At 44.0% G+C, this 23254-nt stretch carries 18 protein-coding genes; 8 read left to right on the top strand and 10 right to left on the bottom strand.

What is annotated here, in order from left to right; genetic code table 11:
* Nucleotides 1-39 precede the first annotated feature (39 nt).
* A complete protein-coding gene (locus L1271_RS01440) occupies nucleotides 40-1467 on the bottom strand; it encodes a serine hydrolase domain-containing protein (RefSeq protein ID WP_235366607.1) in 1428 nt (475 codons plus the stop codon).
* 138 nt (nucleotides 1468-1605) lie between these two features.
* On the opposite strand from L1271_RS01440, the gene L1271_RS01435 reads away from it, so the two are divergent.
* Nucleotides 1606-3123, top strand: a complete 1518-nt coding sequence (locus L1271_RS01435) for a winged helix-turn-helix domain-containing protein (RefSeq protein WP_235366606.1) — start codon at nucleotides 1606-1608, stop codon at nucleotides 3121-3123.
* A gap of 25 nt (nucleotides 3124-3148) precedes the next feature.
* Here the strand turns inward: L1271_RS01435 and L1271_RS01430 are convergent, their stop codons facing one another.
* Nucleotides 3149-3994: a PD40 domain-containing protein gene (locus L1271_RS01430; RefSeq protein WP_102057261.1), complete on the bottom strand. Its 846-nt coding sequence runs from the start codon at nucleotides 3992-3994 to the stop codon at nucleotides 3149-3151.
* A 114-nt stretch (nucleotides 3995-4108) separates the two neighbouring features.
* Nucleotides 4109-4651 carry a hypothetical protein gene (locus tag L1271_RS01425; protein ID WP_010606555.1) on the bottom strand — a complete coding sequence of 181 codons (543 nt, stop codon included), beginning with the start codon at nucleotides 4649-4651 and terminating at the stop codon, nucleotides 4109-4111.
* Between the two features lie 216 nt (nucleotides 4652-4867).
* On the opposite strand from L1271_RS01425, the gene L1271_RS01420 reads away from it, so the two are divergent.
* The 5 genes from L1271_RS01420 (at nucleotide 4868) to L1271_RS01400 (ending at nucleotide 9553) form a co-directional block, all read left to right on the top strand.
* Nucleotides 4868-5617 carry an SDR family oxidoreductase gene (locus L1271_RS01420; protein WP_010606554.1) on the top strand — a complete coding sequence of 250 codons (750 nt, stop codon included), beginning with the start codon at nucleotides 4868-4870 and terminating at the stop codon, nucleotides 5615-5617.
* 116 nt (nucleotides 5618-5733) lie between these two features.
* Entirely contained in the window at nucleotides 5734-6081 is a 348-nt protein-coding gene (locus L1271_RS01415) for a phasin family protein (protein WP_102057262.1), read from the top strand.
* 62 nt (nucleotides 6082-6143) lie between these two features.
* Nucleotides 6144-7910: a class I poly(R)-hydroxyalkanoic acid synthase gene (gene phaC, locus L1271_RS01410; RefSeq protein WP_102057263.1), complete on the top strand. Its 1767-nt coding sequence runs from the start codon at nucleotides 6144-6146 to the stop codon at nucleotides 7908-7910.
* A gap of 360 nt (nucleotides 7911-8270) precedes the next feature.
* On the top strand, nucleotides 8271-8951 hold the full coding sequence (locus tag L1271_RS01405) for a glycine-rich domain-containing protein (protein ID WP_102057264.1): 681 nt from the start codon (nucleotides 8271-8273) through the stop codon (nucleotides 8949-8951).
* Between the two features lie 113 nt (nucleotides 8952-9064).
* On the top strand, nucleotides 9065-9553 hold the full coding sequence (locus L1271_RS01400; RefSeq protein WP_029215865.1) for a hypothetical protein: 489 nt from the start codon (nucleotides 9065-9067) through the stop codon (nucleotides 9551-9553).
* Between the two features lie 3 nt (nucleotides 9554-9556).
* Here the strand turns inward: L1271_RS01400 and L1271_RS01395 are convergent, their stop codons facing one another.
* Nucleotides 9557-10027 (bottom strand): DUF4920 domain-containing protein, encoded by a 471-nt coding sequence (locus L1271_RS01395; RefSeq protein ID WP_235366605.1) that lies wholly within the window; start codon nucleotides 10025-10027, stop codon nucleotides 9557-9559.
* 138 nt (nucleotides 10028-10165) lie between these two features.
* Here L1271_RS01395 and L1271_RS01390 point away from each other — a divergent pair, with 138 nt between their 5' ends.
* A complete protein-coding gene (locus L1271_RS01390) occupies nucleotides 10166-12394 on the top strand; it encodes a TonB-dependent receptor domain-containing protein (RefSeq protein ID WP_235366604.1) in 2229 nt (742 codons plus the stop codon).
* A 75-nt stretch (nucleotides 12395-12469) separates the two neighbouring features.
* Here L1271_RS01390 and L1271_RS01385 read toward each other — a convergent pair whose 3' ends face one another.
* From L1271_RS01385 to L1271_RS01370, 4 genes are all read right to left on the bottom strand, one after another.
* Entirely contained in the window at nucleotides 12470-14200 is a 1731-nt protein-coding gene (locus L1271_RS01385; protein WP_102057266.1) for a hypothetical protein, read from the bottom strand.
* A 256-nt stretch (nucleotides 14201-14456) separates the two neighbouring features.
* Nucleotides 14457-16421, bottom strand: a complete 1965-nt coding sequence (locus L1271_RS01380; RefSeq protein WP_235366603.1) for a pre-peptidase C-terminal domain-containing protein — start codon at nucleotides 16419-16421, stop codon at nucleotides 14457-14459.
* A gap of 11 nt (nucleotides 16422-16432) precedes the next feature.
* Nucleotides 16433-17104, bottom strand: a complete 672-nt coding sequence (locus L1271_RS01375; protein WP_235366602.1) for an Lcl C-terminal domain-containing protein — start codon at nucleotides 17102-17104, stop codon at nucleotides 16433-16435.
* Complete coding sequence (locus L1271_RS01370; protein WP_235366601.1) at nucleotides 17101-18603, bottom strand: ethylbenzene dehydrogenase-related protein; 1503 nt, start codon at nucleotides 18601-18603, stop codon at nucleotides 17101-17103. The genes L1271_RS01375 and L1271_RS01370 overlap by 4 nt, the downstream gene beginning before the upstream one ends.
* A gap of 184 nt (nucleotides 18604-18787) precedes the next feature.
* On the opposite strand from L1271_RS01370, the gene L1271_RS01365 reads away from it, so the two are divergent.
* Nucleotides 18788-20626 (top strand): di-heme-cytochrome C peroxidase, encoded by a 1839-nt coding sequence (locus L1271_RS01365; protein ID WP_102057270.1) that lies wholly within the window; start codon nucleotides 18788-18790, stop codon nucleotides 20624-20626.
* A 66-nt stretch (nucleotides 20627-20692) separates the two neighbouring features.
* Here the strand turns inward: L1271_RS01365 and L1271_RS01360 are convergent, their stop codons facing one another.
* Together L1271_RS01360 and L1271_RS01355 are read right to left on the bottom strand one after the other, a co-directional pair.
* A complete protein-coding gene (locus L1271_RS01360) occupies nucleotides 20693-21802 on the bottom strand; it encodes a GNAT family N-acetyltransferase/peptidase C39 family protein (protein WP_045988367.1) in 1110 nt (369 codons plus the stop codon).
* On the bottom strand, nucleotides 21802-23250 hold the full coding sequence (locus L1271_RS01355; protein WP_010606541.1) for a RimK family protein: 1449 nt from the start codon (nucleotides 23248-23250) through the stop codon (nucleotides 21802-21804). The genes L1271_RS01360 and L1271_RS01355 overlap by 1 nt, the downstream gene beginning before the upstream one ends.
* Nucleotides 23251-23254: the final 4 nt, after the last annotated feature.

Genomic DNA, 23254 nt, shown 5'->3' with positions numbered 1-23254 from the left:
ATGCTCGGTAACAGACATAGCAAAAGTTGATTGCAGCGCTCACTTTAGGACGGATTCTACAAACCTCTTAGCCGCCTCATGGTTACTATCTAATTGCAATAGCTGCAGGTAAGTAACACGTGCATTGGTTTTATCTCCTTTAATAAGATACGCCTCAGCGAGACTGTCATAGGTATTCGCGCTTTTTGGGTGTGCCGCAACATTCAATTTGAAAAATTCAATTGCGGCGTCGTAATAACCGACTTCCAATAATTGATACCCAAAGCGATTTAGTTGGCGCTCACTTAATCCCTTCCCCGCACGAGCTTGGTGCTGATAACTTTTAATCGCAACTTCAACACCGTCAGATAAAATCGTTGCAAAAAGCAGCCGATATGGACTTAACTTGGGCGATGCTGCAGCTTTACCTGCAAGGATTTCAAGTATGCCATCAACCATCTGTGTCAATGGTGCGCCGCCTGTATTATCCAGTAAAATAATAACCGTTTTGTCCTCCAATACTCTTGCAATCTTAGCCCCAAACCCTGGGATTCCACCGCCATGGTGAACCAGCGTTTTAATTTGACTGTCATCTCCTTTGTTGGTGATTTCCCAGCCAAATCCGTAATTTCTGTGTTTGGAAGGGGTAAATAACAATCTCTTGGTCTCAGGCGTTAATAGTTTATCTGTGTATAATGCACGCTCCCACTTATACATATCTTGCACCGTTGAATACATTGCGCCCGCGGAAAAAGGCACTGTCATGTCAATAAAATCGGCATGTTTGAACCCCTTTAACGTGGTATCGTAACCATTCGCTAGGCCTTTAATTACCTGCTTATGATCGGCAAATCCAGTTTCTTTCATATCTAGCGGTGCTAATATTTGCTTTTCAAGTAGTTGCCAGTAGCTGTTTCCACTCACAAGCTCAAGGATACGTCCAAGTATAGTGTAGCCGGCATTGCTGTAACGAAACGCAGAGCCCGGCTCAAACAACAAGTCTCCTGAGCAAAAATGGTCGATAAACTCATCGCGATTATAAGGGTTGTGACTTTGCACCTGACGAAATTCGGGGTGTTGAAACACATCTGGTAAGCCTGACGTGTGATTAAGTAACTGCCTTATGGTAATTTGGCCTCCCGTATCCTTTCGGTATGTGGGTAAATAGCTGGAAATGTTGGCATCAAGCTCAATCTTTCCTTTCTCAACCTGTTGTAATACCAAAAGTGCCGTAAACTGCTTGGTCACTGATGCTAGCTTAAATTTAGTGTTGGGTTGATTTGCTATTTGCCACTCTACATTGGCAAATCCATAACCTTGCTGCAGTAACACCTCAGCTCCTCGAGCAACCAAAGCGGCACCATCAAACTCTTTAATTTGGTGATACTGCGCGATATAGTCATCTAGTTGTTTTTGCAGTTGAGTCGTCGCCTGAGCGGGCATAGAAAACAGGCATAAAAATAACAGTAAATGGGGTAATGCTTTCATGTAAATCCTTGTTTATTGTTATGACGAGTCTTACTCTACGTGTCTAATGCTGGCTTGCCAGTGTGCTTTGGTGACATTGCGTGACAGAACAATTAAAAGCATTTAAATCAATAAAATAAAAAATACAGGATTTATAACTTGCAGTATCAGTTGAATCAAAAATGGGATTTTGATGTATCTTCTCGCACCATCAGTCATCGCGATGTATCTCATGTACTGACACCGCTCGCACATAGATTGTTGCTGAACCTGATTGAGCATGCACCTCACCTTGTGAGCCACCAGCAATTAGAACAACAAGTTTGGCTTGGTCGAGTCGTGACTCATGATGCGATTAAAAAACAAATAGCAAGGCTACGAAAGCTCCTTGAAGATGATGCCAATAAACCAGAATATATCGTGTCTGAACGCAGCTTCGGATACCGCTTTAGCGCAACCGTTAATAAGATAAATCATGAACCGCAAGCGCCAGCAGTAAAGCGATTTACTACTCTAGCCGGCGGAAGTATCGGCCTAGCTCTGGCGTGTATAATCGGTATATATCACTCCCCTTTTACCTCACCATTTTCTTCAACAAGCTCTGACGCAACATTGAGCATCGCCCAGCAGCACTTTACCCGACAAACTTTAGAAGATAATTTACGGGCGATAGCGCTGTATCAGCAAAGCATCACAACATCACAAGACGTAGATGAGAGTTATAAGGGCTTGAGTCGAGCATTATTGAGTGACTATAGCTTATATAATCAGGTTGCAGACGCGCTGACGAAAAGCCGGATCAATACAGAAAAAGCGCTGGATTTAACACCCGATAGTCCATCGGCAAATCTGCTTTTGGCTCAAGCACATACGCTTCAAGGGCATTACCATCAAGCACAACAACTTCTAAATGACACCATAGCGAATACACCTAATTGGCCTTTGTTAAAGTCACACCTAGCCGAGACCTATCTCTTGCAAGGCAACCCCATTGAAGCATACCCACTAGCACGCCAAGCTTATGAGGCTTCTCCCAGCGAGCCTAAGGTAGTTGCTAGCTACCTCCACTGCCTGCGCAAAATGCATATGGCCAACTGGTTTAACAAGGTACTTATCAACGCCAGCCCTGAAGTAAAGGGATCTCCTTGGATACAACTAGAACACGTCCAGTTTTTACAGCAACAAACGCAGCATAAAAAAGCCATCCAACACCTTAACTTATTAGCCAAAGCCGCGCCAAATACTCAGACATTAAACTGGTTCGCAGCCCTTTCTTATCTAAGTAACAATCATCATGATAAAGCGACCAATGTTTTAGCGCTGACTGTTGAAAAGCACGGTAGATATGCATTATTCAGTCAATTATACTTGTCATTTCTCACTGCTAAGCATCAATCAATAAGTAGATATACCGATGATATTGCCAACCAGATAAAGGCCGGCAACCAAAACCCTGAATTGGTCTTTAGCCTCGGCCTCATCAGCCTTTACCATCAGCAAAATGACAAGGCTCAGGACTATTTCAAACAGGCTATTGACCAGGGATTTAGTGACGAGTTTAGGTTTAAAGCATTACCTTTCAACATCACAGAAGATCAAGCTCATTTTGTAGATAACATTGTTGAGCAGCTTGCTCTGACTAACTTAAAGAAAAGAATAAAGCGCACACCGAAGTAATCACTGTGCGCTGTATGCCAATAAGTTAATTGGCAGGTCTTAGCGTTTCGATGACCTGAGCATCAACCCAAAAAATATCAGCATCTCTTGAAGGTGTGGTACGGTTAAAAAACAGATATTTGCCATCGGGCGTTACACTCGCTGACGCCTCCCGAGCACTCGTGTTTACTTTGTCTCCCAAATTAATCGCTTCGCCCCAACTACCGTCTTTCAAACGAAAACTGATATAAAGATCTGAGTTACCAAACCCTGAATCTCGAACCCCGTCCCATATAATGTAAGAATCATCGGGCGCGATAAATGGATGCGCATTATATAGACCAGTGTTAATTTCAGGACCTAATTTAACAGGTCTTTGGCGTTGACCGTCTTTCACCTCAGAGATCCTAATAACATCGCCACTTTTATAATCGTCAAACACATACGTACCACTCGCAGATGCACTTAACCGCATGATCCCCCAGCTTTCTTTATCAAACATAGGGCCTAGACTTTTGGCTTCAGACCAGCTCCCCTCTCGACGCGTCATAACATATTTCCCCATATGCATGGTCACGCCATCTGGTGCTAGTAATGGCCTGCCAACCCTTGGACCAACAACCGTTTCATACCACTGTTCACCTCGCTGCTCGTATGCAATTAAACTCCAACGGTTCACGTTCAGGTCCTTTCGCGTAAAATAAAAAGTTTTCATGTCGGGAGAGAAAAACGCATTGTGATCTCTGTGCTCTGTTGACACCGTGCCAAGCGCAAATACTTGAGGTGTGTCCCCAGGTGGTGTTTGCCCAAGATAAGGACCGGATGTAAGCTGCGCATAACTCTTAGCAGACATTGATATCATCAACAGCGCTAAACCAATGTTTATTTTCATTTTTATTACTCACTTTCTTCTGTTAGAGATTATTTTATGAGAGTGGGTAAGGTAACAATTTCAGCAAAATTCTCTTGAATTTCTGATGATTTATTAATGACCTTTATCTGATTTCTACCGTTTTCCTTTACGTTTAAGCTCCTCTAATCGCTCCCGCTCCGCTAAAATCATCTTTAACATCTGGATGCGAAGTTCCGCTTCTTGCTGTTTAAATTCAGAGAGCTGCTCTTCAAGCACTTTCACTTCATCTACTTTTGTTTGGTCACGATACTTTTTACTGCCTACATGTTCGATTAAAGCTTGCTGCTCATCATTAGTCGCGTCTGGGAGTTGTTCGACCCGTAAAAAACGCTGCTCTTGGGACTGCATTAGCTTATTAATTCTCTCTTGGAGCTTACGAATTTGCGCTTGAATGAGGTCCATTGCCTTTTCTAAGTTTTCATAATCCTCTTTAAATACAGGGTTATCTTCCTTATAACCAGCCGCTTCGTCATCGAGTTCTTTGGAAAGCATCGCGGGTACCTCTTGCTTTTCCTCCACATCGCTTTGGGATTGCGATTCTAACTGGTTGGAAGCAGCTTGAGCCGAGCCCTGTGATTTCAACTCAGCTAGTTGCTTTAACGGTGATAAGCCACCTTGATGTATTTGAATATCCATTTTCACTCCTTGGGATAGACACTGATTGTTATACATATCGGAAAAGCTGGAAAAAACTTAATTAAATTTATGTTGTGCGTTCCTAATTTCGTTTCCGCTGTCTTCAAACTGACATCAACTCGCGACCAATTTGTCATAAATACCAGCAAAAATACTCGATAAGCTAACTCGGCTAGGAAGTATGTTGGTATAGCCTCTTTTTTTCGCGGGAGCGTTATGGAAAACAAGCAAATTGCAGTGGTAACTGGTGCCTTTGGTGGGATTGGTTCTGCTATTACGAAAACACTCATTGAAAAAGATTTTTTTGTTATAGCGATAGCAAGCGAAAGGCGTAATGAGGCCGACTTTGATCTCTGGCTTAACACGCTACAAATAAATCCAGCTGCAGTAAAACCTTTATTCTTGGATGTGACTAACGCTGAGCAATGCCACGCAGCGATGACTCAGGTCCTACAAGAATTTGGTAATATCGATTTACTCGTAAACAACGCCGGGATCACACGCGACTCAGCGTTTAAAAAAATGACCCACGCGCAATGGAGCGAGGTGATCAACACCAATCTAAATTCCCTTTTTAATATGACCAACCCTGTCTTTGCGGCAATGTGCGCTAATAAGCAAGGTCGTATCGTTAATATCTCTAGCGTTAATGGCCTAAAAGGTCAATTTGGGCAGGCAAATTATTCCGCTGCGAAAGCGGGCATGATTGGGTTTACTAAAGCGCTAGCCTATGAAGGTGCGAGAAGCGGTGTCACCGTCAATGCAGTAGCTCCAGGCTACACGGAAACGCCTATGGTAAGCGCCATGCGTGAAGACGTATTAAATAGCATAAAAGCACAAGTACCGATGCAACGTTTAGCCACGCCTGACGAAGTTGCAGCCGCAGTTGCTTACTTAGCATCAAATGCAGCCGGTTACATTACTGGGGAAACCCTGTCGCTCAATGGCGGCTTATATATGCAATAACCTAAATAACCTCAGGTTAAATACCACCGAGGGAGCGAGCTGTCCCTGATGTTCGGTGGTGCTAACTGATCACTATCATCCATTGTGTTAATTTAATCGATAACAAGGAAAAGACCATGTACAGCGATTTATTCAAAACATTCAACGAACAAACTGAGCAATTCTTTGCACCAGCGGTACAGTTTAACCAAATCGTAGCAAAAAACATCGAAGCACTCTCAAAAATTCAGCTGCACTCGGCTGAACAGATCACTAAAACATCCATTGAGCAGCTAAAGCAAGCGACTGAAATCAAAGATGCAAAATCTATGGTGGATTTTAACGCAAGTCAGTTGAACGCGTTAAACGCTCTAAGCCAACAGATGATCCAAGATGGTCAAAAGCTTTCTCAATTAGGTCAAGAATTTAAAGACAGCTTAGAATCTCTTGGCAAAGAAACCCTAAAAACCGCGAAAGCGCAATAACCTGCAATTTTGGGCGACTTAGGTCGCCTTACCCGTTCAAACAACACAAAGGATCTACCTGTATGGGCACTCAAGAAAATATTGAGCAAGGGTTAACTGCGTGGTGGCAATATAACCAAGAATTGTGGCAGCTCGCAGCGACACATTTTGGTAAAGAGAATCCATTACAAAATGCATTAAATGAGCAAAACCAAGCCGACTTACAAAGCTGGCTCAGTGCACTCAATCAACAACCGGAAACCTTTATTAAACAGCAAAATGCGTGGTGGCAGACTCAGTTTGCAATTTTTCAAAACAGTTTTATGCCACAAACTACCGATGATAAAGAAGACATTATTAGCCCAGAACGTGGAGACAAACGCTTTGTAGACCCTGATTGGCAAGAAAATCCTTGGTTTAACTACCTTAAACAAAGCTATCTTTGGTTTGGACAATCACTACAAAACACCATTGAAAATACTCCAGGCCTCGACCCAAAACTTAAAGAGCGATTAGCGTTTTTTGCAAGACAGTCCGTTAATTCAGTATCACCGAGCAACTTTGTTTCAACCAACCCTGAATTACTTAAGCTGACGTTAGAAAGTAACGGACAAAATCTATTCGATGGACTGGCGCGCTTAAAAAAAGATCTAGCCAAAAGTACTGAAATGCTCCGAGTCAGCATGACCAATGAAAATGCGTATACACTCGGGGAAGACCTAGCTTGTACACCGGGTAGAGTGGTATTTCAAAACCACTTGTTTGAATTGATCCAATATCATCCGACTACGGAGCAAGTACACAAGACTCCCCTGCTTATCGTGCCGCCATTTGTTAATAAATACTATATTTTGGACTTGAGAGCAGATAACTCCATGGTTAAATGGGCACTTGAACAAGGCTATACCGTGTTAATGATGTCATGGAAAAACCCAGATCCAAGCATGGCAAATATTGCGTTTGACGACTACGTCGTAGACGGTGTGTTATGTGCTTTAGAGCAAACTGAAAAACAAACAGGCGAAACACAAATCCATACTGTGGGTTATTGTATCGGCGGTACTCTACTCACCTCATGTATGGCCTATATTGCTGCTAAGCGCATGAAACAAAGAGTAAAAAGTGCAACCTTGCTGACCACGATTTTAGATTTCTCACAGCCAGGTGAACTTGGCGCATTTATAAATGAGCCCACCATTAATGCGCTAGAACAGTATAATAATCAAAATGGCGTGATGTCTGGGCATCTGCTCGGTACTTCTTTTAGTATGCTGAGAGAAAACAGCTTGTATTGGAATTACTTCGTTAATAACTACCTCAAAGGCAAAGCGCCCGCTGACTTAGATTTACTCTATTGGAATAGTGATAGTACAAATCTAACAGCGGCCTGCCACAACTTTATTTTGCGGGACTTATATCTTAATAATCAGCTTATTGAAGACAAGTCTGTCAGTATTCGTGGCACTAAAATTGACCTCAGTAAAGTAAAGCAACCTGTCTACTTTCTCTCTACCCGTGACGATCATATTGCGCTGTGGCAAGGCACTTTTGAGGGCGCCAAAAGACTCAGCAGCCCGCTCACTTTTGTGCTTGGGGAGTCAGGTCATATTGCCGGAGTGGTCAACCCGCCAAGTGCAAACAAATATGGTTATTGGTTTGATGGACAAGACCACGAGAACCCCGCTGAGTGGCTTGCCTCGGCAAAGCATGAAAGCGGGTCATGGTGGTCGCATTGGGCACAGTGGTTACATCAAATAAACCCAGAGCAAGTTCCAGCCCGTGCCGCGCAAAGTGATGAACAACCGGGGATTTACGATGCCCCCGGAGAATACGTCAAACAGAGTATTTAACCTGAGCTGCGGATAATTAATGCCTTTCTAGCAGCCAGTTTTAGCGCTAACTGCGTTGAATTCACTTCCAATAGCCAGCTATTGGTGCGTAAATTCGCCTTGCCTACAGGATGTAGGTACCTTAGCGAGAGCAGGACGCGGAAGCGGTGTTTTCCCTAAAACTCTCTGGCTAGACAAGGAAAAAACCAAGCTATTCTTTAGAAGCAATGAGTTGGAACATTCCTTATCCAAACCTCAGGTTATTTAAGAAACTTACAATCAAATCAATTAGAGGCAAGCTATCTTGCTTCTAATATTTCCCGTTATTGACACACGCTACACATTCGGTCAGTCTAGGACGCAAAAATATAGGGAAATAACATGATTGGATTTCTTCTACTTGTTGCGGTATTTGTGGTCTTTGTTGGTGTATTACAATATCAAAAAGTAAAAACGACGGCGCGTAGACGTAGTTTTATTCAAGATTACGATCTCACGCATTTAAGACCCAAACTCAGTCAACATTATCCTGAGCTTACCAATGAGCAACTTACACAGGTTGAATTGGGCCTTAAGCAGTTTTTCCAAGCGAACTTATTGCTCGAAGATCAGTCCTTAGCTATGCCCTCCCAGGTTGTCGATGCGCTGTGGCATGAATTTATTTTACACACACAAGAGTATCATTCCTTTTGCTATGAGGCCTTTGACCGTTTCTTACATCATTGTCCATCTGAGGCAATGAAAGGGAAAAACAAAGCTCAACTCAGTCTGCGTAAAACATGGAGAGCCTGCTGTAGCATCGAAGGAATATCTCCTCGCAGACCGGCTACTTTACCTATATTATTCGCAGTTGACGCTTTACTTAATATTCCAAATGGCTATTACTACTCGGCAACTGATTTTCGAGAGCCCATTGCCAAAGGCGACTCCAGCAGCACAACCTATGCGGGGCACATCGGGTGTACGTCAATGGACAGTGGCGACAGCAGTACCTCCTCGTCGAGTTCTTCAAACTCAAGTTGTAATAGTGGCTCAAGTTGTGGCAGCGGCTGTAGCAGTTAGTCTTAATAATTGATGAAGTAACCTTTTACATTCGTTAACGTTAAGACCTTATATTGACGCTTAAGATTAGCTACTATTTGTACCGGTTTAACTAGTTTTCGTTTGGTGATCCGGTGCCTATTGTTAACAAATATTACAGCTTAGTATTTTCAGCTTTACTGGTGTCAGGGTGTCATCAGTTGGGTGAAGGCCAACCTTTGTGGAAAATAGCCTCTGAGGGCATTATCTTTGACGGGCAGCTGCAAACACATCTTTCCGCTGCTTCAATTCAATGCGAACAGTGTGAAGTCAAGCGCCAGTCCGATATGCGCCCTTCTGGCCCCGCGGATTACACATTGGTGTCGGAAAACCACAAACTAAAAGCGATTTGGGGTAAAAGTAGTAATGCCGCTTTATATATTCCAAATAACGCCGGCAGAACCTTAATAAATTTAGCACCAGATACCGAAACTGGTGTCTGGATAATGGATTTAGATAGCACACCAAAACCCCTAAAGGTGGGTAAGGTGAATTATGTGATGCTTGGTGCTGACACTTACCAAGTGGTGATCAGCCCAAATTCACAGCGTACAAACTTCGAGTACGCCGTCCTTGTGAAATAGCTTTTATTTCGTTTCTAAAATCGTTACTGCATCCGGTTTGAGCCTAACTAGACTCATCCCCTCAGTGACTTTGCTTGCATCAAACGCTTCACCGTTTTGGTGCGCTCTATGGGCCAAATAACGCTTCGTTTTCTCAATATCTAGCTCGAACTGTTCAAGTACACCAGTCGCATAAGCGCGCTTGCCAATGGCTGACATTGGAAAAACCATATCGCCATCCCGTACCTTTACGTTTATTTCCTCACCATTATCTACCTTCAGTGTCATCCAACAGCCACGCTTTTTGCACACTTTTACCACTTCACCTGACAGCGTGATCTCACTTCCCGTAAACTGCTCCGAGTTTTTCAATACATCTGCGGCCGCAACAAGCTTGTTCATGTTCGCACCGCCGCCAAACTCAATTGTTTTAGCATCAGCCGTTGATACTAGCAGTGTGATAACTAAACCACAGAGTAAATTGTTTATCTTCATATTTTTCCTTAAAAGTCAGAATAGTAACGCCTTTATCTATATAACTATAAGTAATTATTTATTGCAATTAGATCTTATAACAACTAACATCTTCGCCGCAATTGCAAATGGTAATTATTTTTATTAAGGATTAATAATATGAAACTCTCTACTCTCTCTTTATCCATTCTTGCAACCTTCAGCGGCTGGAATGCATATGCTGAGCCGTCTTCCCCAACCAATTCCGAAATTGAAAAAATAGAGGTGTTGGGACACAAATTATCGACCTTAAACCATGATGTAGCGGCTTCAGTTTCAGCGCTAACGGAAGAGCAAATAGCGCGGCAACAAGCATCCGATTTAAACCAATTACTCAAGACTCTCCCCAATGTTGAACTATTTGGTAGCGTGACGCCGCTCTCTGGACAACCCGCCATTCGAGGGTTGTACGGTGAACGAATACACATCTCTGTAGACAATGTGAAACGTAAGATTGATTCGGATGGCAGCCAAAATATCGCGCAAATTAATTCCTTGGGAATAAACCCAGATCAATTAAAGCAAGTGCAAGTATTGCGAGGTGCCGATTCTTTAACCGTCGGTTCTGGGGCCATCGGAGGGAGTATACGACTCGTAACCAAAAACGCTGCAGATTACCTAAATGACCAGCATGGATTTGGCAGCAAAGCTTCGGTCACACATTTATCTGTATCGGATGCCAATGATATTAACGTCAGTCTATTTCACCTGAATGATCACAGTGATACGGTCTTGTCTCTTAGCCAAGTGGAATTTAACGATATTGATGTCGTGGCAGACACCAAAGCCGCAGAAGACGATAGTATTCAGCAGATAAGTAAAATAAAGAATCAGTCAAAACGTCAAAACCTCGCGCTTAAAAATACTTGGTACATCAACGAACACCATACTTTGAGCAGTAAAATTGATTACAGTAAAACCGAGTCAATCGATCAGCCGTATGCCCAGCGCATAGACTTAGCGTTGGCCTATCCGACACTTGCAGAAGATTACAAAAATGACTATCTGGAAGGAATGCTCAACTACACGTATCAAGGTGTTAGCGAGTTGCTTGACTTAGATATACAAGCATTCTTTGCACAAAAAACCTATGATGAAATCACCAAAGGTTATATTGAACGCGGCAGCAACAAAATTAACTATGATGGAGAGAAAAATGGAGAAAGTACGCGCAAAGGCTTGAGAGTCGCTAACTTGGCTACATTCACTGGGAAAATAAAGCACAAGCTAGCCATTGAAGCGCAGTACGAATCCGAAAGCTTCGACCAACAGCAATGGGACGAAAATCCTGCTGATAAGTCAACCTACTATGGCGATAGCGACGCCTCCAATTGGTCAATTTCTGTTATCGATCAAAGTCAGTTTTTAAATGAGAGATTACTCCTTACAGGAGGTGTGAGATTCGATAAATACACCCGCTCAAGTAACCATTTTGTCGCCTATTCCGATAATGATGATTCTGAACTCTCTAGCGAGCTAGGAGTAACTTTTAAAGTCGCGGATTATCTTAATTTTTACGCTAAAGCCGCGGAGGCATTTCGAGCACCTTCGCTTCAAGAGTTGTATAAAAAAGATGAGTGGAGATGTCATATTGGTGGAAAAATTTGCTTTAGCGAACCGCAACCAGATTTAAAAGCCGAAGACTCTCAAAGCTACGAAGTTGGTTTTGGTTTGAGTTGGCAAGACTTATCCTTCGCTGATAACTTCAGTGTAAAAGTCATGTACTTTGATAGTGAGGTAGATAATTACATCGACAATGTACCTTTTATGTACTACATCGATGAGAATGGCAATAAACAGCTCGGCTCACCCGGTCCCAATCCCAGCAATGGGGTCCCTGTCGCCACACACCGTGATTATAGTGCGAAAAACATCGGCAAGTTATTCAGTCACGGTATTGAAATTGAGGCACAGTATTCATTTAAAAAATTAGACATCTACCTAGGATACGCCTCTATGAATATGGATGTCGTCGGTGTACCTAATTTCTTTTTAGGCACTATTGACCATACACGCCAGCCATATTCTGAAGCACCAGCAGATAAGCTTACTTGGAATACCAATTATCAATTGAACAGTAATTTAAATCTGGGTTTTCAATTGTTACACTACAGAGCTCAACAGCGCCTTAGCGAAGATCTCATCACACGCGGATACGGTACTGGGACCTATACTATCTACAACCTCAACGTAAAATACCAAGGTGAGGGAGTATTATCAGGCTTTTCTGCCCGACTGGGTGTAGACAACCTAACGGATAAGCGTTATTTGCGAGCGCCAGCAAGTGAAGCGAACGACCCCGCAGAGCTTGGCAGAAACATTAAAGCGACAGTAAGCTACCAATTTTGATAAAGTAAATGTGATTTTAGAACAAAAATGCCGACTTAAAGTCGGCATTTTTAACATCATTTGGGTTTTTGCTCGTTATAGTTTTTTCAGCTTCATATCAGTGCCAAATACAAGGCCATGATCTGCAACATCCATACTAAACTCAAACACCATATTTTGCTGTAAAAATGCATCAATACCTTCGGGCATTGGTTGACCAGTCGCTTTTGCCGCCTCTAACATTGGTGCTAAAAACGCTTGCATATCCATACTGAAATGCGTCATGCCATTAGTTTCTAGTGCTTGGCTTGCCATTTTCTCAGCAATAATTGTCGCCTTTTCACCCGTAAACAGCACTAAGTGATCGCCTTTAACCGCCAACTTGATATCCATACCCAATGGCTGCGGAGATGGAATGTACTGGTTAATTGAAACCGGAGTACCATCTTCTGGGATTTGAATTTGACCCAGCATAGGTGCAAGCCCTTTCACCGTATTAACAAGTACTAAAGGATCTTCGGCAGACAATGTGACTAGCGCATCAAACGTTTTAGGTTCTGGCATGCCTTGGTCGTTTGGCTCCATAACAAGATCAAAAACGGACGCACTCACGCCTTTAACCGAGTTCGCCATGCCTGTCATCATCGCAATAGCCATTGGACTGTTTTGTTTCGCTTGCTGCTGTAGTGCAACGAGTTCAGAGCACTTGAATTCAGCTTTAGTAAAGCGGCCCCAAAGGGTGTTTACAAGCGGTGCGACTTTTGCAACATCAACACCATAGCCAAACCCTAGAACTTTCTCTTCACCGTTGGTGACGTGCGCAGGAATAAAGCCACGGATCGACCCAAGCGCTTTCATCAGTTCAGCATCTTTACCCACCACAACAGTATCAACTTCAAAGTCGATTGCGGAATTAGTAAATTGAATGTTCTTGGTACCCAATACCGTTGCAGGCCACAGGTTGGCGATTTCACTGTAGTCCGCCTGACACTCAGGCGCACGTACCGCCGCTAATTTCTCAGTCCCACCACCTAGCTGCAATAGATTATTTAACATACGAGTCAAATCAGACTGCTTGTTTGCAGTAATACCATCGACGATAGCCACATGGTTCAGAAACGCAATTGACGAACCATCAAAACCAAACTGCGTATTGTATTGCTCAAGTTTGCCAGATTGCGCCAGTGACTGGGCTGGTTTGGCAATACCCAAAGCGACTTTTAAATCCGCTTCAGTATTAATTGGCGTGTTAAATGTTGTTGTTACCCATTGACCTTGCACGGATGTGATAAGCTCAATTTTAGCTTCTGGCGCGAACTCAAGCTGATAACGCGTTAATGCGACACCATCAAGCGTATCTTCTTGGTATGTGATTTCGGCATCTTTTGCAGCCATTTTTATCGTACGTTGAAAAGCCTCAGGATCCGCCAGTTCATAGCGCAATGTTGGCAGCAAACCAACTGTGTAGAATACACTTCTGACCGTATCACCCATGCCTAAGATAGCTTTCATTTGTTCAGGGGATGTCATCGCTAGATTGTATTGCTCTAGTAGCGTTGCTACAAAGTCCAAGTGCTTATCATTTTCTTTTCTAAGCAACCCAGTTATCTCTTCGATATTTTGAACCTGTCGAAGCTCTTCAGGCATGAAAGACAAATATTTTTGTTGCTCAAAAGGCGTTAATTGCCCCCAAAATACCGCGGTATCAGCCGGAACATATTCCAGTTGTTCCATCGCGATGCTTGAAGAAGATGATGATTGAGTGGTTACATAAGCACCAACGGCAATAGCCACAGCACCTAAGCCAACGAGAAGTTTTGTATTCATAATGTGATCCTTGTTATCACCACGGAACATAGCCAAACACGTGGTAAATTTATTCTTCCCTACGAACCGCAACGATTGCGCGCGTCAGAGGTCGTTGCATCAAAACACCTAAGTGTCCAAAAATGCAGCGCTATTGTACCTTGATTATTGTCTCAATTCCATTAATTGTGCGCAGTCAAGTTACTCTCAATATTCGGTCAGTTTTAAAGTGAGCTTGATTGGTACATCAATAACCACCAAGCTCTCATTTACAGGGTTATTGACTTTCTGCTTGTAAAGTCAACCCTGAAAAAGCAGCGTAACCATAGAGTCCAATATACCAAGTTCCCGCATTTGGATTGGTGATTGTGCACGTTTCATTATTGCCATTTTCATAAGGCCGACACTCGTAGGTATTACTATTTGGTTGTTGACCAAAACGCAGATATAAATCAGCATCTCCAGTACCACCCGATGCCTTTACTTGCAGGCTCTGTGTTCCCTGTGCCACGTCAAAAGTATAATACTGCCACTGACCTTTACTGGCGGATTGATCCAACCATTGCTGGCTATTACCTTGATCTGGAGGAGTGTCAGTATAAACCGTAGCCGTTAGCGCAACGCCCGAATAACGCTCATAGCCATCAAGCATGACATAGTAACGACCTGTTTGTACTGGAGTAATTGTACAGACTTCATTATTACCTGATTTATAGGGTCGACAATCGTAGTTTTGTGTCGTTGGCTCCGCATTAAAGCGCACATACATATCTACATCACCACTGCCGCCCGCCGTTTCAACTTTTAGCTGCGTTGCTCCTGCTGGCACATCAATGTAATAAAGTACCTGAGAAGACTTAGCACCAGTGACATTCGCTTGTGTTTGACCACTAATAAGTTCAATTGCAGCTGGCGGCTCAACAATGGGAGTTTCTATCACAGATAGATTATTGCTTGCTTTGATCAGATTCAGTTCATCACCAATTTCGGCGGCATACCACCATGTCATATTCATAGGTAACGCAAGCGGATCGGCATCTCGCTGCGCTTTAGATAACGCGGTTGCATTACTTGAAAACTCAGCAGTTCGAACAGTAAGCTTATCGTTTGTCACACTCAACACTTTAAACTGTTGAATACTCGCAAGGTCGATAGTCCAGCTTTTTGGATCATTGGCGCTTCTAGCCGGTGCCCCCCAACTTCCCTCACCCACATAAACGGTGCCGCCTTGAGTCGTTGCAGTAAAGCCATTGCTAGTTGGCGTTAGTGCGTAAGTTAGTTTATTGATATGAGTATCGGACTCTACCACTAAGTTCATCGCATTATTATAGAAGTCTTGTGCCCACCAAGTGTGTAATATGGTGTTGTCTGACTTACCTGAATAGTGAGGATACATCGGCTTGTGATACTGAGCGATACGCCACGTTGCGCTGTTGCCCTGAGACTGTAAGTCGCTTTTCAGCCAATTGTTCATCGCTGTGGCATAGCTCGACCAGCCACTATTTTTAAATTGGCTATTTAAAGTATAAACCCTTAAAAGCCCCGCCACGTTAAAAGCACCATAGGTATCTTTTGCTGTACACGCACCATCTAGGTCATAATCTACGCCAAATACTTCGCATAGCGTTTTGTAGTTATCGTCTTCATGATTGCCATGTGTTGCTACAAATGGATAAATTCGCTTGTATGCAAGGCCATCAATCAAATCATCCGAAAAGGTTAATTGCCAATCTTTTAAGTATTCACGCATTTCAGAAACGGAGTTTGCATTGGTGTAATCGCCACCATGCATAATAAATAGCGGTCGAATTTTAGCGATCAACTCATTGCCTTTACGGCGTGTTGTCCAACCCGTGCGCGTATCACCACCAGCTACAGCAGTGATCCCTGATGCCGTTTGCGGCGCAGTTCTGAACCACAAACGCTGACCGCAACCTTGTGAATCACAAACACGATAATAAACCGCACTATCTGGGGTTAAACCGGTTAATTTCACAAATGAACTTGAGAGGCCACCGTCAAAGGTATGCGTTGCGCTGACCGCAGCACTTTGCCAACTCTGCTCATCCGTTGTGCTGCCATATTTAACAATATGATTAGTGCCTGACGTGGGTGTAAATCCTATTGTTGCTGAAGTGCTTGGACTGGTGTCCCACACAAGACGATGGTAGTCACTCGCAGCAAAACTGCTACAAGATAGACCAGCTGCAACCACAAAAGTTGCCATTTGAGTATATTTCATTTCCTTGGTTCCTAGTTTAGAGTAACAGGCTCAGCACGACTTTGAGCCAATGAGAGTGGTGTTGACGGCGTAGCCACCAACATGACAAATGCGGCGTTTGCATAAGGGAGCGAAAGCGTCTCTGCTGATTGAAAATTCACAGCCGTTGCCCCTAACTTTTCACGCTTAAACGACTTGGGTAACGGCACGCCAGCCTCGCTACTCCAATAGTCACCATTTTTAATGTGTGGGAAAAAGTCACTTGCGATATGGGGCTTTCCGGGACTATTTGGTGTTTGAATTAAAGAGCGCAGCTCATCAGGTGTAGGTAAGCGCCACTCGGCACTACCACATAAAGAAGCTTGGTTGGTTTTACGGATCAGATCTTGGCTATCGCAGTGGGATGCTTCGAAATAACAATCACCTTGATCAGCATGACCAAATTGACCGTCATACCAAGAGTAACTCCAATAACCATCATGAATAGACTCATCATCTCGTTTTACTTCCCAAAGCAGATTAAGCTTTTTGTCATAGACACAATGCCAAGGGCCCTGCCATATAGACAAAAACTGCATGTCATTAGTGACTTTAATAAAGCGTGCATGAGTTGGAATTTCTCGCTCAGGGGCGCTGAATAACAAGTAGCTAATCGCCACAGCGGCAACCGCTAAACTAAGTATTAAACGTGAGGCTACGGTCATAGCATATACCTCAATTGAATCGCTCTGTGGTGACGAGTATGCGCGATTTGTGCGTGATCAAATGCCGAAACCCACATGCAAACACCAGAGCGCAGTTCAACATCAAGAGGAGAATGCGTTTGGTGTTTACGTACCAGCTCTAGCGTCCAATAGCCATCGTGCCACTCTCCCCTAGCTCTAACATCGGCTCTATCTCCCTCAAAACGATTTGAACGGTACAACACAGATGGGAGCTGTTCGCCAATTTTCGCCATGTCTCGTTGTGGGTTGTAGGTTTCGCTGGCAAACCAGTCGAGGACTTTGCGCTCAGTGATATCCGGCGATGGAATTGGCATTCGCTTTGGCGTAACCTCAGTTGGTGAATACCAGCGCCAGTTCATCACATAAGCACCGCTTTCTTTGCCATCAGGTTGATATCCTGCGGTGTAACGCCTTTGCCCAAGTGCAACGCTTTGAGGTGGCCCAAAAAAATTATCATCGGCCAAGTACATGTCATTGGTTCTCAGCGCTTTCCAGTGCCATAAGTCTCGCGTGCGGCCGTCCGTACTTGCGTGATAGCCCTTGCCATGCCAGTTACGGGGCTTGCCTGCAAGCGGCGCATCGCCGTATTGAACGGTGCCATCACCTCCTAGTTCACAGGTTGTCGATAACATGATGGCAAACTTATCTTCGTAATAAGTGCGCTCGTCAAAGCGATAAAAGCCATTTTCTTGTACTTGCCAACCGTCCGAGGTTTTTTCCAGCGGCAGATGCTCTAGGCTTTCGGTCGGATCTTGCCAGCGGATCAGAAAGAAAGTTTCATCATGGTTGCTCAACGCTTTTATTTCGACCTCACTACTCCCATCCAAGAAGTTTGCACCACCAAATGTAGTTAACTTAATAGGCTTAGCACGCAACCATTCAGGCTCGTCTCCTTTACCGTCTATTTCAAGGTGACTTTGCCTTGATAGCGGCGCAACTTCTAACCGTAAATGCTGATCTGCAACAATAAGCTTTATGCCAAGGCCGCAAAAATACACCAGAGCAATACTGCAACTGAGTAAAATAAGCGCATTTCGGGGCAATAACACGCTCAGTACTTGCTTGCCCTTAAACACCGTGTGCTTTATGCCATGTAACACCAAATACAAAAAAATGCCTGTCGCTGATAACCCATGAATGACTAAACTTAGACTCTCTGGATTGAGCCAAAGTAACCATCCTGTGGCTATACTCAGCACAATAACAAGATACCCAATGTAGTTAATGGCTTTATCAAACTTGCTTGGTGCACCACGAAACGGTGCGCGAATGGTTGCCAAAGTAAAAACAATCGCAATCAAGGTGAGTAAGCAACCAAATAACACATGCATTGACAGCAACGCGCCTTGTGGAAGCAAAGGCGAAAGAAACGCCAGAAAATCATGATTGATAATGCCTAAACGAGGACCTGTCAGTAACCCAACCAAGATAACTATTACCGCCATAACATGAAAAATGGCAAAACTACTTCGACGCACAACTGCTCCCAAACAAATAAAGTAAATTTAGTGTAAACAAATAAATTTACATAAATATTTCATATTTGGAAAGATGAGACTTTCTCATCTTGTGAATTAGCGGCAAGTGTAATGTCGTGTAACTTGATTGTTAATTAGTTTGTACTAAGGTAGTTGGTACTTCCACCGTCACGGACAGTTCAACATGAACAATAGACTAGTAATAAAATATGTAAGTGCGGCAGTGGCTTGCACATTGTTTCTCGCAAGTTGTAGCTCACCAAGTAAAAAACCTTCAGTGCCAAAAGAAACGCTCGACCCAGTTGCAGAATCTGGTCAAGTGCCTGAGCGAGTTTGGCTCAATCAAGGATGGTCAGATAAACTTCGGCAAGACTTTTGGTTCACAGGCCAAGGGTCACAAATCATTCCCTATACTTGGTTTACTTGGTTAGAGCAACCTAACAGTAAAAAGCTCTTTCGCGATAGCGAACATATGGAAATGCTGCGCTATCTGCCCAGTAAAACCGCCGCCAATAACCCTTCAGGCTTGCCCATCGGTTTTGCCGTGCATAACAATCAAACCACGGGACAAGCTTGGGTCGGAATGACCTGTGCCGCATGTCACACTAACCAAATTGACTATAACGGCACAAAAATCTTGGTAGAAGGTGCGCCCACCCTCGCCAACTTTGTACTCTTCTTTAGCCGCCTTAATGCCGCGTTAGAAGCGACCCTTAACGATAATCAAAAGTTTAGCCGTTTCGCGATGCGCGTATTAAAAGAAGGGGCATCGCAAGAATTGATTGATGATTTACGAGACGATCTCAAGCATGTGGCGCTTGCAACCGCCGAGCGACAAACCGTTAATGACTTACCCGAAGACTATCCAGACGATTTTACCAGCTATGCTCGACTTGATGCGTTTGGCAATATTCAAAACGCCGGTACGGCATTTGCGCTTGACGACCTTAACAATAAAAATGCGCCCACCGCGCCCGTCTCCTATCCATTTTTATGGGGGACGCACCAGTCAAATGTTGTACAGTGGAATGCTTCCGCACCCAATATTCCTGTGGTCGGCCCATTAGTACGCAACATTGGTGAAGTTGTGGGTGTGTTTGGTTCGTTATCCATTGAAGAAGCACCGGTTTGGCAGCGCGTTTGGGGGAAACATGCTCGATATAGCTCAACGGTAGACTTACATGCGTTAGGGCAACTAGAAGCGTGGGTAAAAACACTTCTGCCACCAGCTTGGCCTGAACAATACCTTCCAGGGATTGACACCAATAAGGCGGCACAAGGAAAAATGCTATTCCAAGCAAATTGTGCTAGCTGCCATCAATTAATTGACCAAAAAAATCTACTTAAAGATTACGAAGCGGTAAAAGTACCGGTAAAAGAGATTGGTACCGATCCCACTATGTCTAATAACGCCAGCTGCCACATGGCAAAAACACTGTTCTTGGAAGGCACAAAAACCGACATTATCGCGGGAGACAAATTCCAAGCGGTGGATAGCGCTATCGATATCCCAGTAAACGGGGTTGTGGGTCTAGTGCTAAAAGATCCCATCAAAGCAATCGAAGCGGGCTTAATAGCAGAGCGCACCGGGCCAGATGGTAAGAAAACCACCGTGAAAAAATCCATTGAAGAGCGCCTCAAAGTCTATTTGGCAAATAGACAACAGTTAACCCCCAATACTAACGAAGACTGTGTGGATGGTTTTTACGATGCGGGTGTCTACAAAGCAAGGCCGTTAAATGGAATTTGGGCAACCGCGCCTTATTTACATAATGGCTCTGTGCCAAACCTATGGTCACTACTACAATCACCAGAGTCGCGCCCAGATACCTTCTGGGTTGGCAGTCGTGAATTCGATCCTATCAACGTTGGTTATATTACTCATCAAGGCATGAACGAGTTCAAAGTGAACAAAGCCAGCGGTGAAGTGATGCCGGGCAATGATAATAGCGGTCACGTTTACGGCACAACCTTGAGTGACAATGAAAAATGGCAAATCGTTGAGTTTTTGAAAACGCTATAAACGCCGTTTAGCGCTATAAACAAAGGGCCGAATACAGGCCCTTTGACTTATAACCGAAAAGGTTATTTAAAATGACTCGTGCAACACCACCAGCGCACTTAACTTGCTTGCGCCAAACGTCATCATTTTTTCAAAATCCGACCTTGCGATTGGTACTTGCTGGCAGTCGATAGGGTTTTGGTCGTCCTCAACATCAGGGTCATTAAGATATAAGCACAACTCATCCAACCCCGTAATAAGCACCCAATGCGGCGCTTTTTTACCGTTTAGCCGATAAGTGCTGATCAAAGCCAATACCGCACTGCCCTGTAACAACCATTGTTCAACCTGTTCAAGCTTTACATCGGCTTGGTGAATAGCAATATCACGATATTCACACTCTTGACGGAATTGCTCATGAACTAAGGTCATCACCTGCTTTTTCTGCGCGCTTCTCACGCCATCTAAAAATAGCGGGCCTGCCGTATTCACCATCACCTCTGCCGCAAAACCACGGCGCTCCGCAGCCAATGCCAAACCAAATGGGTGACAGCCGCCGTGACCTGCGGTCATAAAGATGGTGGTCGCTTCACGCCATATCTCAAGCTCTAAGGCCTGATCGCCCATACAGCCTGGATCTATGCTTGCCATTGCCATCATCAGTGACGCCGGTCCGCAGGTAAAGTCTGTTGTTTGTTGATACCAAGGAGCCTGATGCAACACCGCCTTTTGCGACAGCTTACGCACACATTTTTGCATTCTTAGCGCGTCATCATGATCCGCATAGTAGTTTTGATACTCGCCAAATACACGATAACCCATGCGTTTATATAAGCCGATGGCCGCGTCATTGCGTTTAGCCACTTCTAAACGCATATATAACCAGCCCATTTCACCCGCTCTGACTTCAAGCTCAGACATCAGTTGGCGTGCGATCCCTTTACCTTGATGATGAGGCGATACCGCCAATGAATAAAGCCTTGCCAGCCGCGTTCCTTGGTGCAACCAAAGCAATCCATAGCCCACAAGTTCCCCTGCTAACTTTGCAGTGAGCAGCAGGCTATGTTCAAAACTGATGTAATGCTTGAGTTGGCGACGACTCAGTCTATCCGCACTAAAGCAGCTTTGCTCCAGCGCATTCAGTGAGTTCAAATCCTGCAGTGTCGCCTTTTCAAGCACCAACGCGGCTTGCAACATTACTTTTTACCTCTCGCTTCAAGGCGTCTTGAAAATTCAGACATCACTTGCATGTACAGCTCGTCACCGAGATATTTGTCTTCAACCCCTTGGTCAATATTCGGGTTATCGTTTACTTCAAGCACGTAGGCTTTGCCGTTGTGCTCTTTAATATCAATACCATACAAACCATTACCCACAACTGCCGCCGCTTTTAACGCCGCACGTAACACCGCTTTTGGCACTTCAAAGGTTGGTAGCGTGTCAAACCCACCCGAGAAATTGCGTTTTGACTCATGGTTATAGATTTGCCAATGGTTACGTGCCATATGGTAACGGCATGCGTAAATTGCACGGCCATTTAATACCCCAATACGCCAATCGTAGTCCGTGTATAAGTAAGCTTGCGCCAACACAATCGCAGAGACGCTCATCAGCTCTTGTAAACGCTCGCCAAGCTCTTCTTTGGTTTTTACTTTAAATACGCCTTTTGAGAACGAACTCTCAGGCATTTTAAGCACCATAGGTAACGATAACTCAGCAATGAGTTTATCGATTACTTGTTCATTACACTGACTCACAAATCGCGTTTCTAAACTTGGCACCTTCTTGTAATTAAAAGCATCATGTAAAAACACCTTATTACAACAGCGTAGAATCGAGCTTGGGTCATCAATTACCACTAAATCTTTTTGCTCTGCTTCTTGTGCAAGGCGATAAGTATGGTGATCAATCGCTGTGGTTTCACGAATAAATAGCCCATCGTATTGGCCTAAGTTGTATAACTCAGCCGCTTCTAATGGATGTACTTTAATGCCAAGCTTTTCACCCGCTTTAACAAAGCGGCTGATCGCCCCTTTATTACTTGGCGGCAATTTTTCATCGTGGTCCACCAGCATCGCGATATCCCAGCGATACTTTTTATGACTCTTACGCTTGTTCCACTGAGTGGCATGCACATGACCTAATACTTGAGTACAAAACTCAAGCTGCGCCACCTGCAGAGTCGAGAAGTCGCGACGCTGCACCTGCACTCGCACGCCTTTATCTTGCTGCTGTAATGTCACTTTTAGTAAAGGCGCTGGAAATTGCTGAAATAAATACGCCGCCAACTTACTAAATTCAGGCTGTTGGGTTTCGCCCATACAAATGATCAGCTCAGCGTCATCGGTAATCGCGATCCCACGCTTATCAAACCAAGCCTGCGATAAAAACAACGCATTATCGCCATCACGTAAACCATTAATAACCTTTAGACTCGGAAGCACTTGGTGATTACGCGCTTCAGCAAGTAAAGAGCAGTAATAACCTTGGCTTAAATAACGGTCACAGTCACATAAATTAATCACTCGAAGTTTTGATTCACCGAGCTTTGGGTACTCTTGCAAATACGTTTCAAACGTCACTACGTTATTTGCCAAAGGCAGTACATCTGCATTTTGATCAACAACGAATAGAGTAGATAGCATCTAA

The organism is Pseudoalteromonas sp. OF5H-5, from assembly GCF_021530695.1.
In the GTDB taxonomy this organism is placed as follows: Bacteria; Pseudomonadota; Gammaproteobacteria; order Enterobacterales; family Alteromonadaceae; genus Pseudoalteromonas.
The sequence above is the reverse complement of the archived record's forward strand: the minus strand, read 5'-3'. Positions and strand labels throughout refer to the sequence as shown.

What these genes read in the sequence shown, in the direction of transcription:
- L1271_RS01390 (WP_235366604.1), top strand. Translation starts at nt 10,166, where the DNA reads ATGAAACTCTCTACTCTCTCTTTATCCATTCTTGCAACCTTCAGCGGC.
- L1271_RS01380 (WP_235366603.1), bottom strand. Translation starts at nt 16,421, where the DNA reads ATGAAATATACTCAAATGGCAACTTTTGTGGTTGCAGCTGGTCTATCT.
- L1271_RS01425 (WP_010606555.1), bottom strand. Translation starts at nt 4,651, where the DNA reads ATGGATATTCAAATACATCAAGGTGGCTTATCACCGTTAAAGCAACTA.
- L1271_RS01415 (WP_102057262.1), top strand. Translation starts at nt 5,734, where the DNA reads ATGTACAGCGATTTATTCAAAACATTCAACGAACAAACTGAGCAATTC.
- L1271_RS01430 (WP_102057261.1), bottom strand. Translation starts at nt 3,994, where the DNA reads ATGAAAATAAACATTGGTTTAGCGCTGTTGATGATATCAATGTCTGCT.
- phaC (WP_102057263.1), top strand. Translation starts at nt 6,144, where the DNA reads ATGGGCACTCAAGAAAATATTGAGCAAGGGTTAACTGCGTGGTGGCAA.
- L1271_RS01420 (WP_010606554.1), top strand. Translation starts at nt 4,868, where the DNA reads ATGGAAAACAAGCAAATTGCAGTGGTAACTGGTGCCTTTGGTGGGATT.
- L1271_RS01375 (WP_235366602.1), bottom strand. Translation starts at nt 17,104, where the DNA reads ATGACCGTAGCCTCACGTTTAATACTTAGTTTAGCGGTTGCCGCTGTG.
- L1271_RS01360 (WP_045988367.1), bottom strand. Translation starts at nt 21,802, where the DNA reads ATGTTGCAAGCCGCGTTGGTGCTTGAAAAGGCGACACTGCAGGATTTG.
- L1271_RS01405 (WP_102057264.1), top strand. Translation starts at nt 8,271, where the DNA reads ATGATTGGATTTCTTCTACTTGTTGCGGTATTTGTGGTCTTTGTTGGT.
- L1271_RS01395 (WP_235366605.1), bottom strand. Translation starts at nt 10,027, where the DNA reads ATGAAGATAAACAATTTACTCTGTGGTTTAGTTATCACACTGCTAGTA.
- L1271_RS01385 (WP_102057266.1), bottom strand. Translation starts at nt 14,200, where the DNA reads ATGAATACAAAACTTCTCGTTGGCTTAGGTGCTGTGGCTATTGCCGTT.
- L1271_RS01365 (WP_102057270.1), top strand. Translation starts at nt 18,788, where the DNA reads ATGAACAATAGACTAGTAATAAAATATGTAAGTGCGGCAGTGGCTTGC.
- L1271_RS01355 (WP_010606541.1), bottom strand. Translation starts at nt 23,250, where the DNA reads ATGCTATCTACTCTATTCGTTGTTGATCAAAATGCAGATGTACTGCCT.
- L1271_RS01440 (WP_235366607.1), bottom strand. Translation starts at nt 1,467, where the DNA reads ATGAAAGCATTACCCCATTTACTGTTATTTTTATGCCTGTTTTCTATG.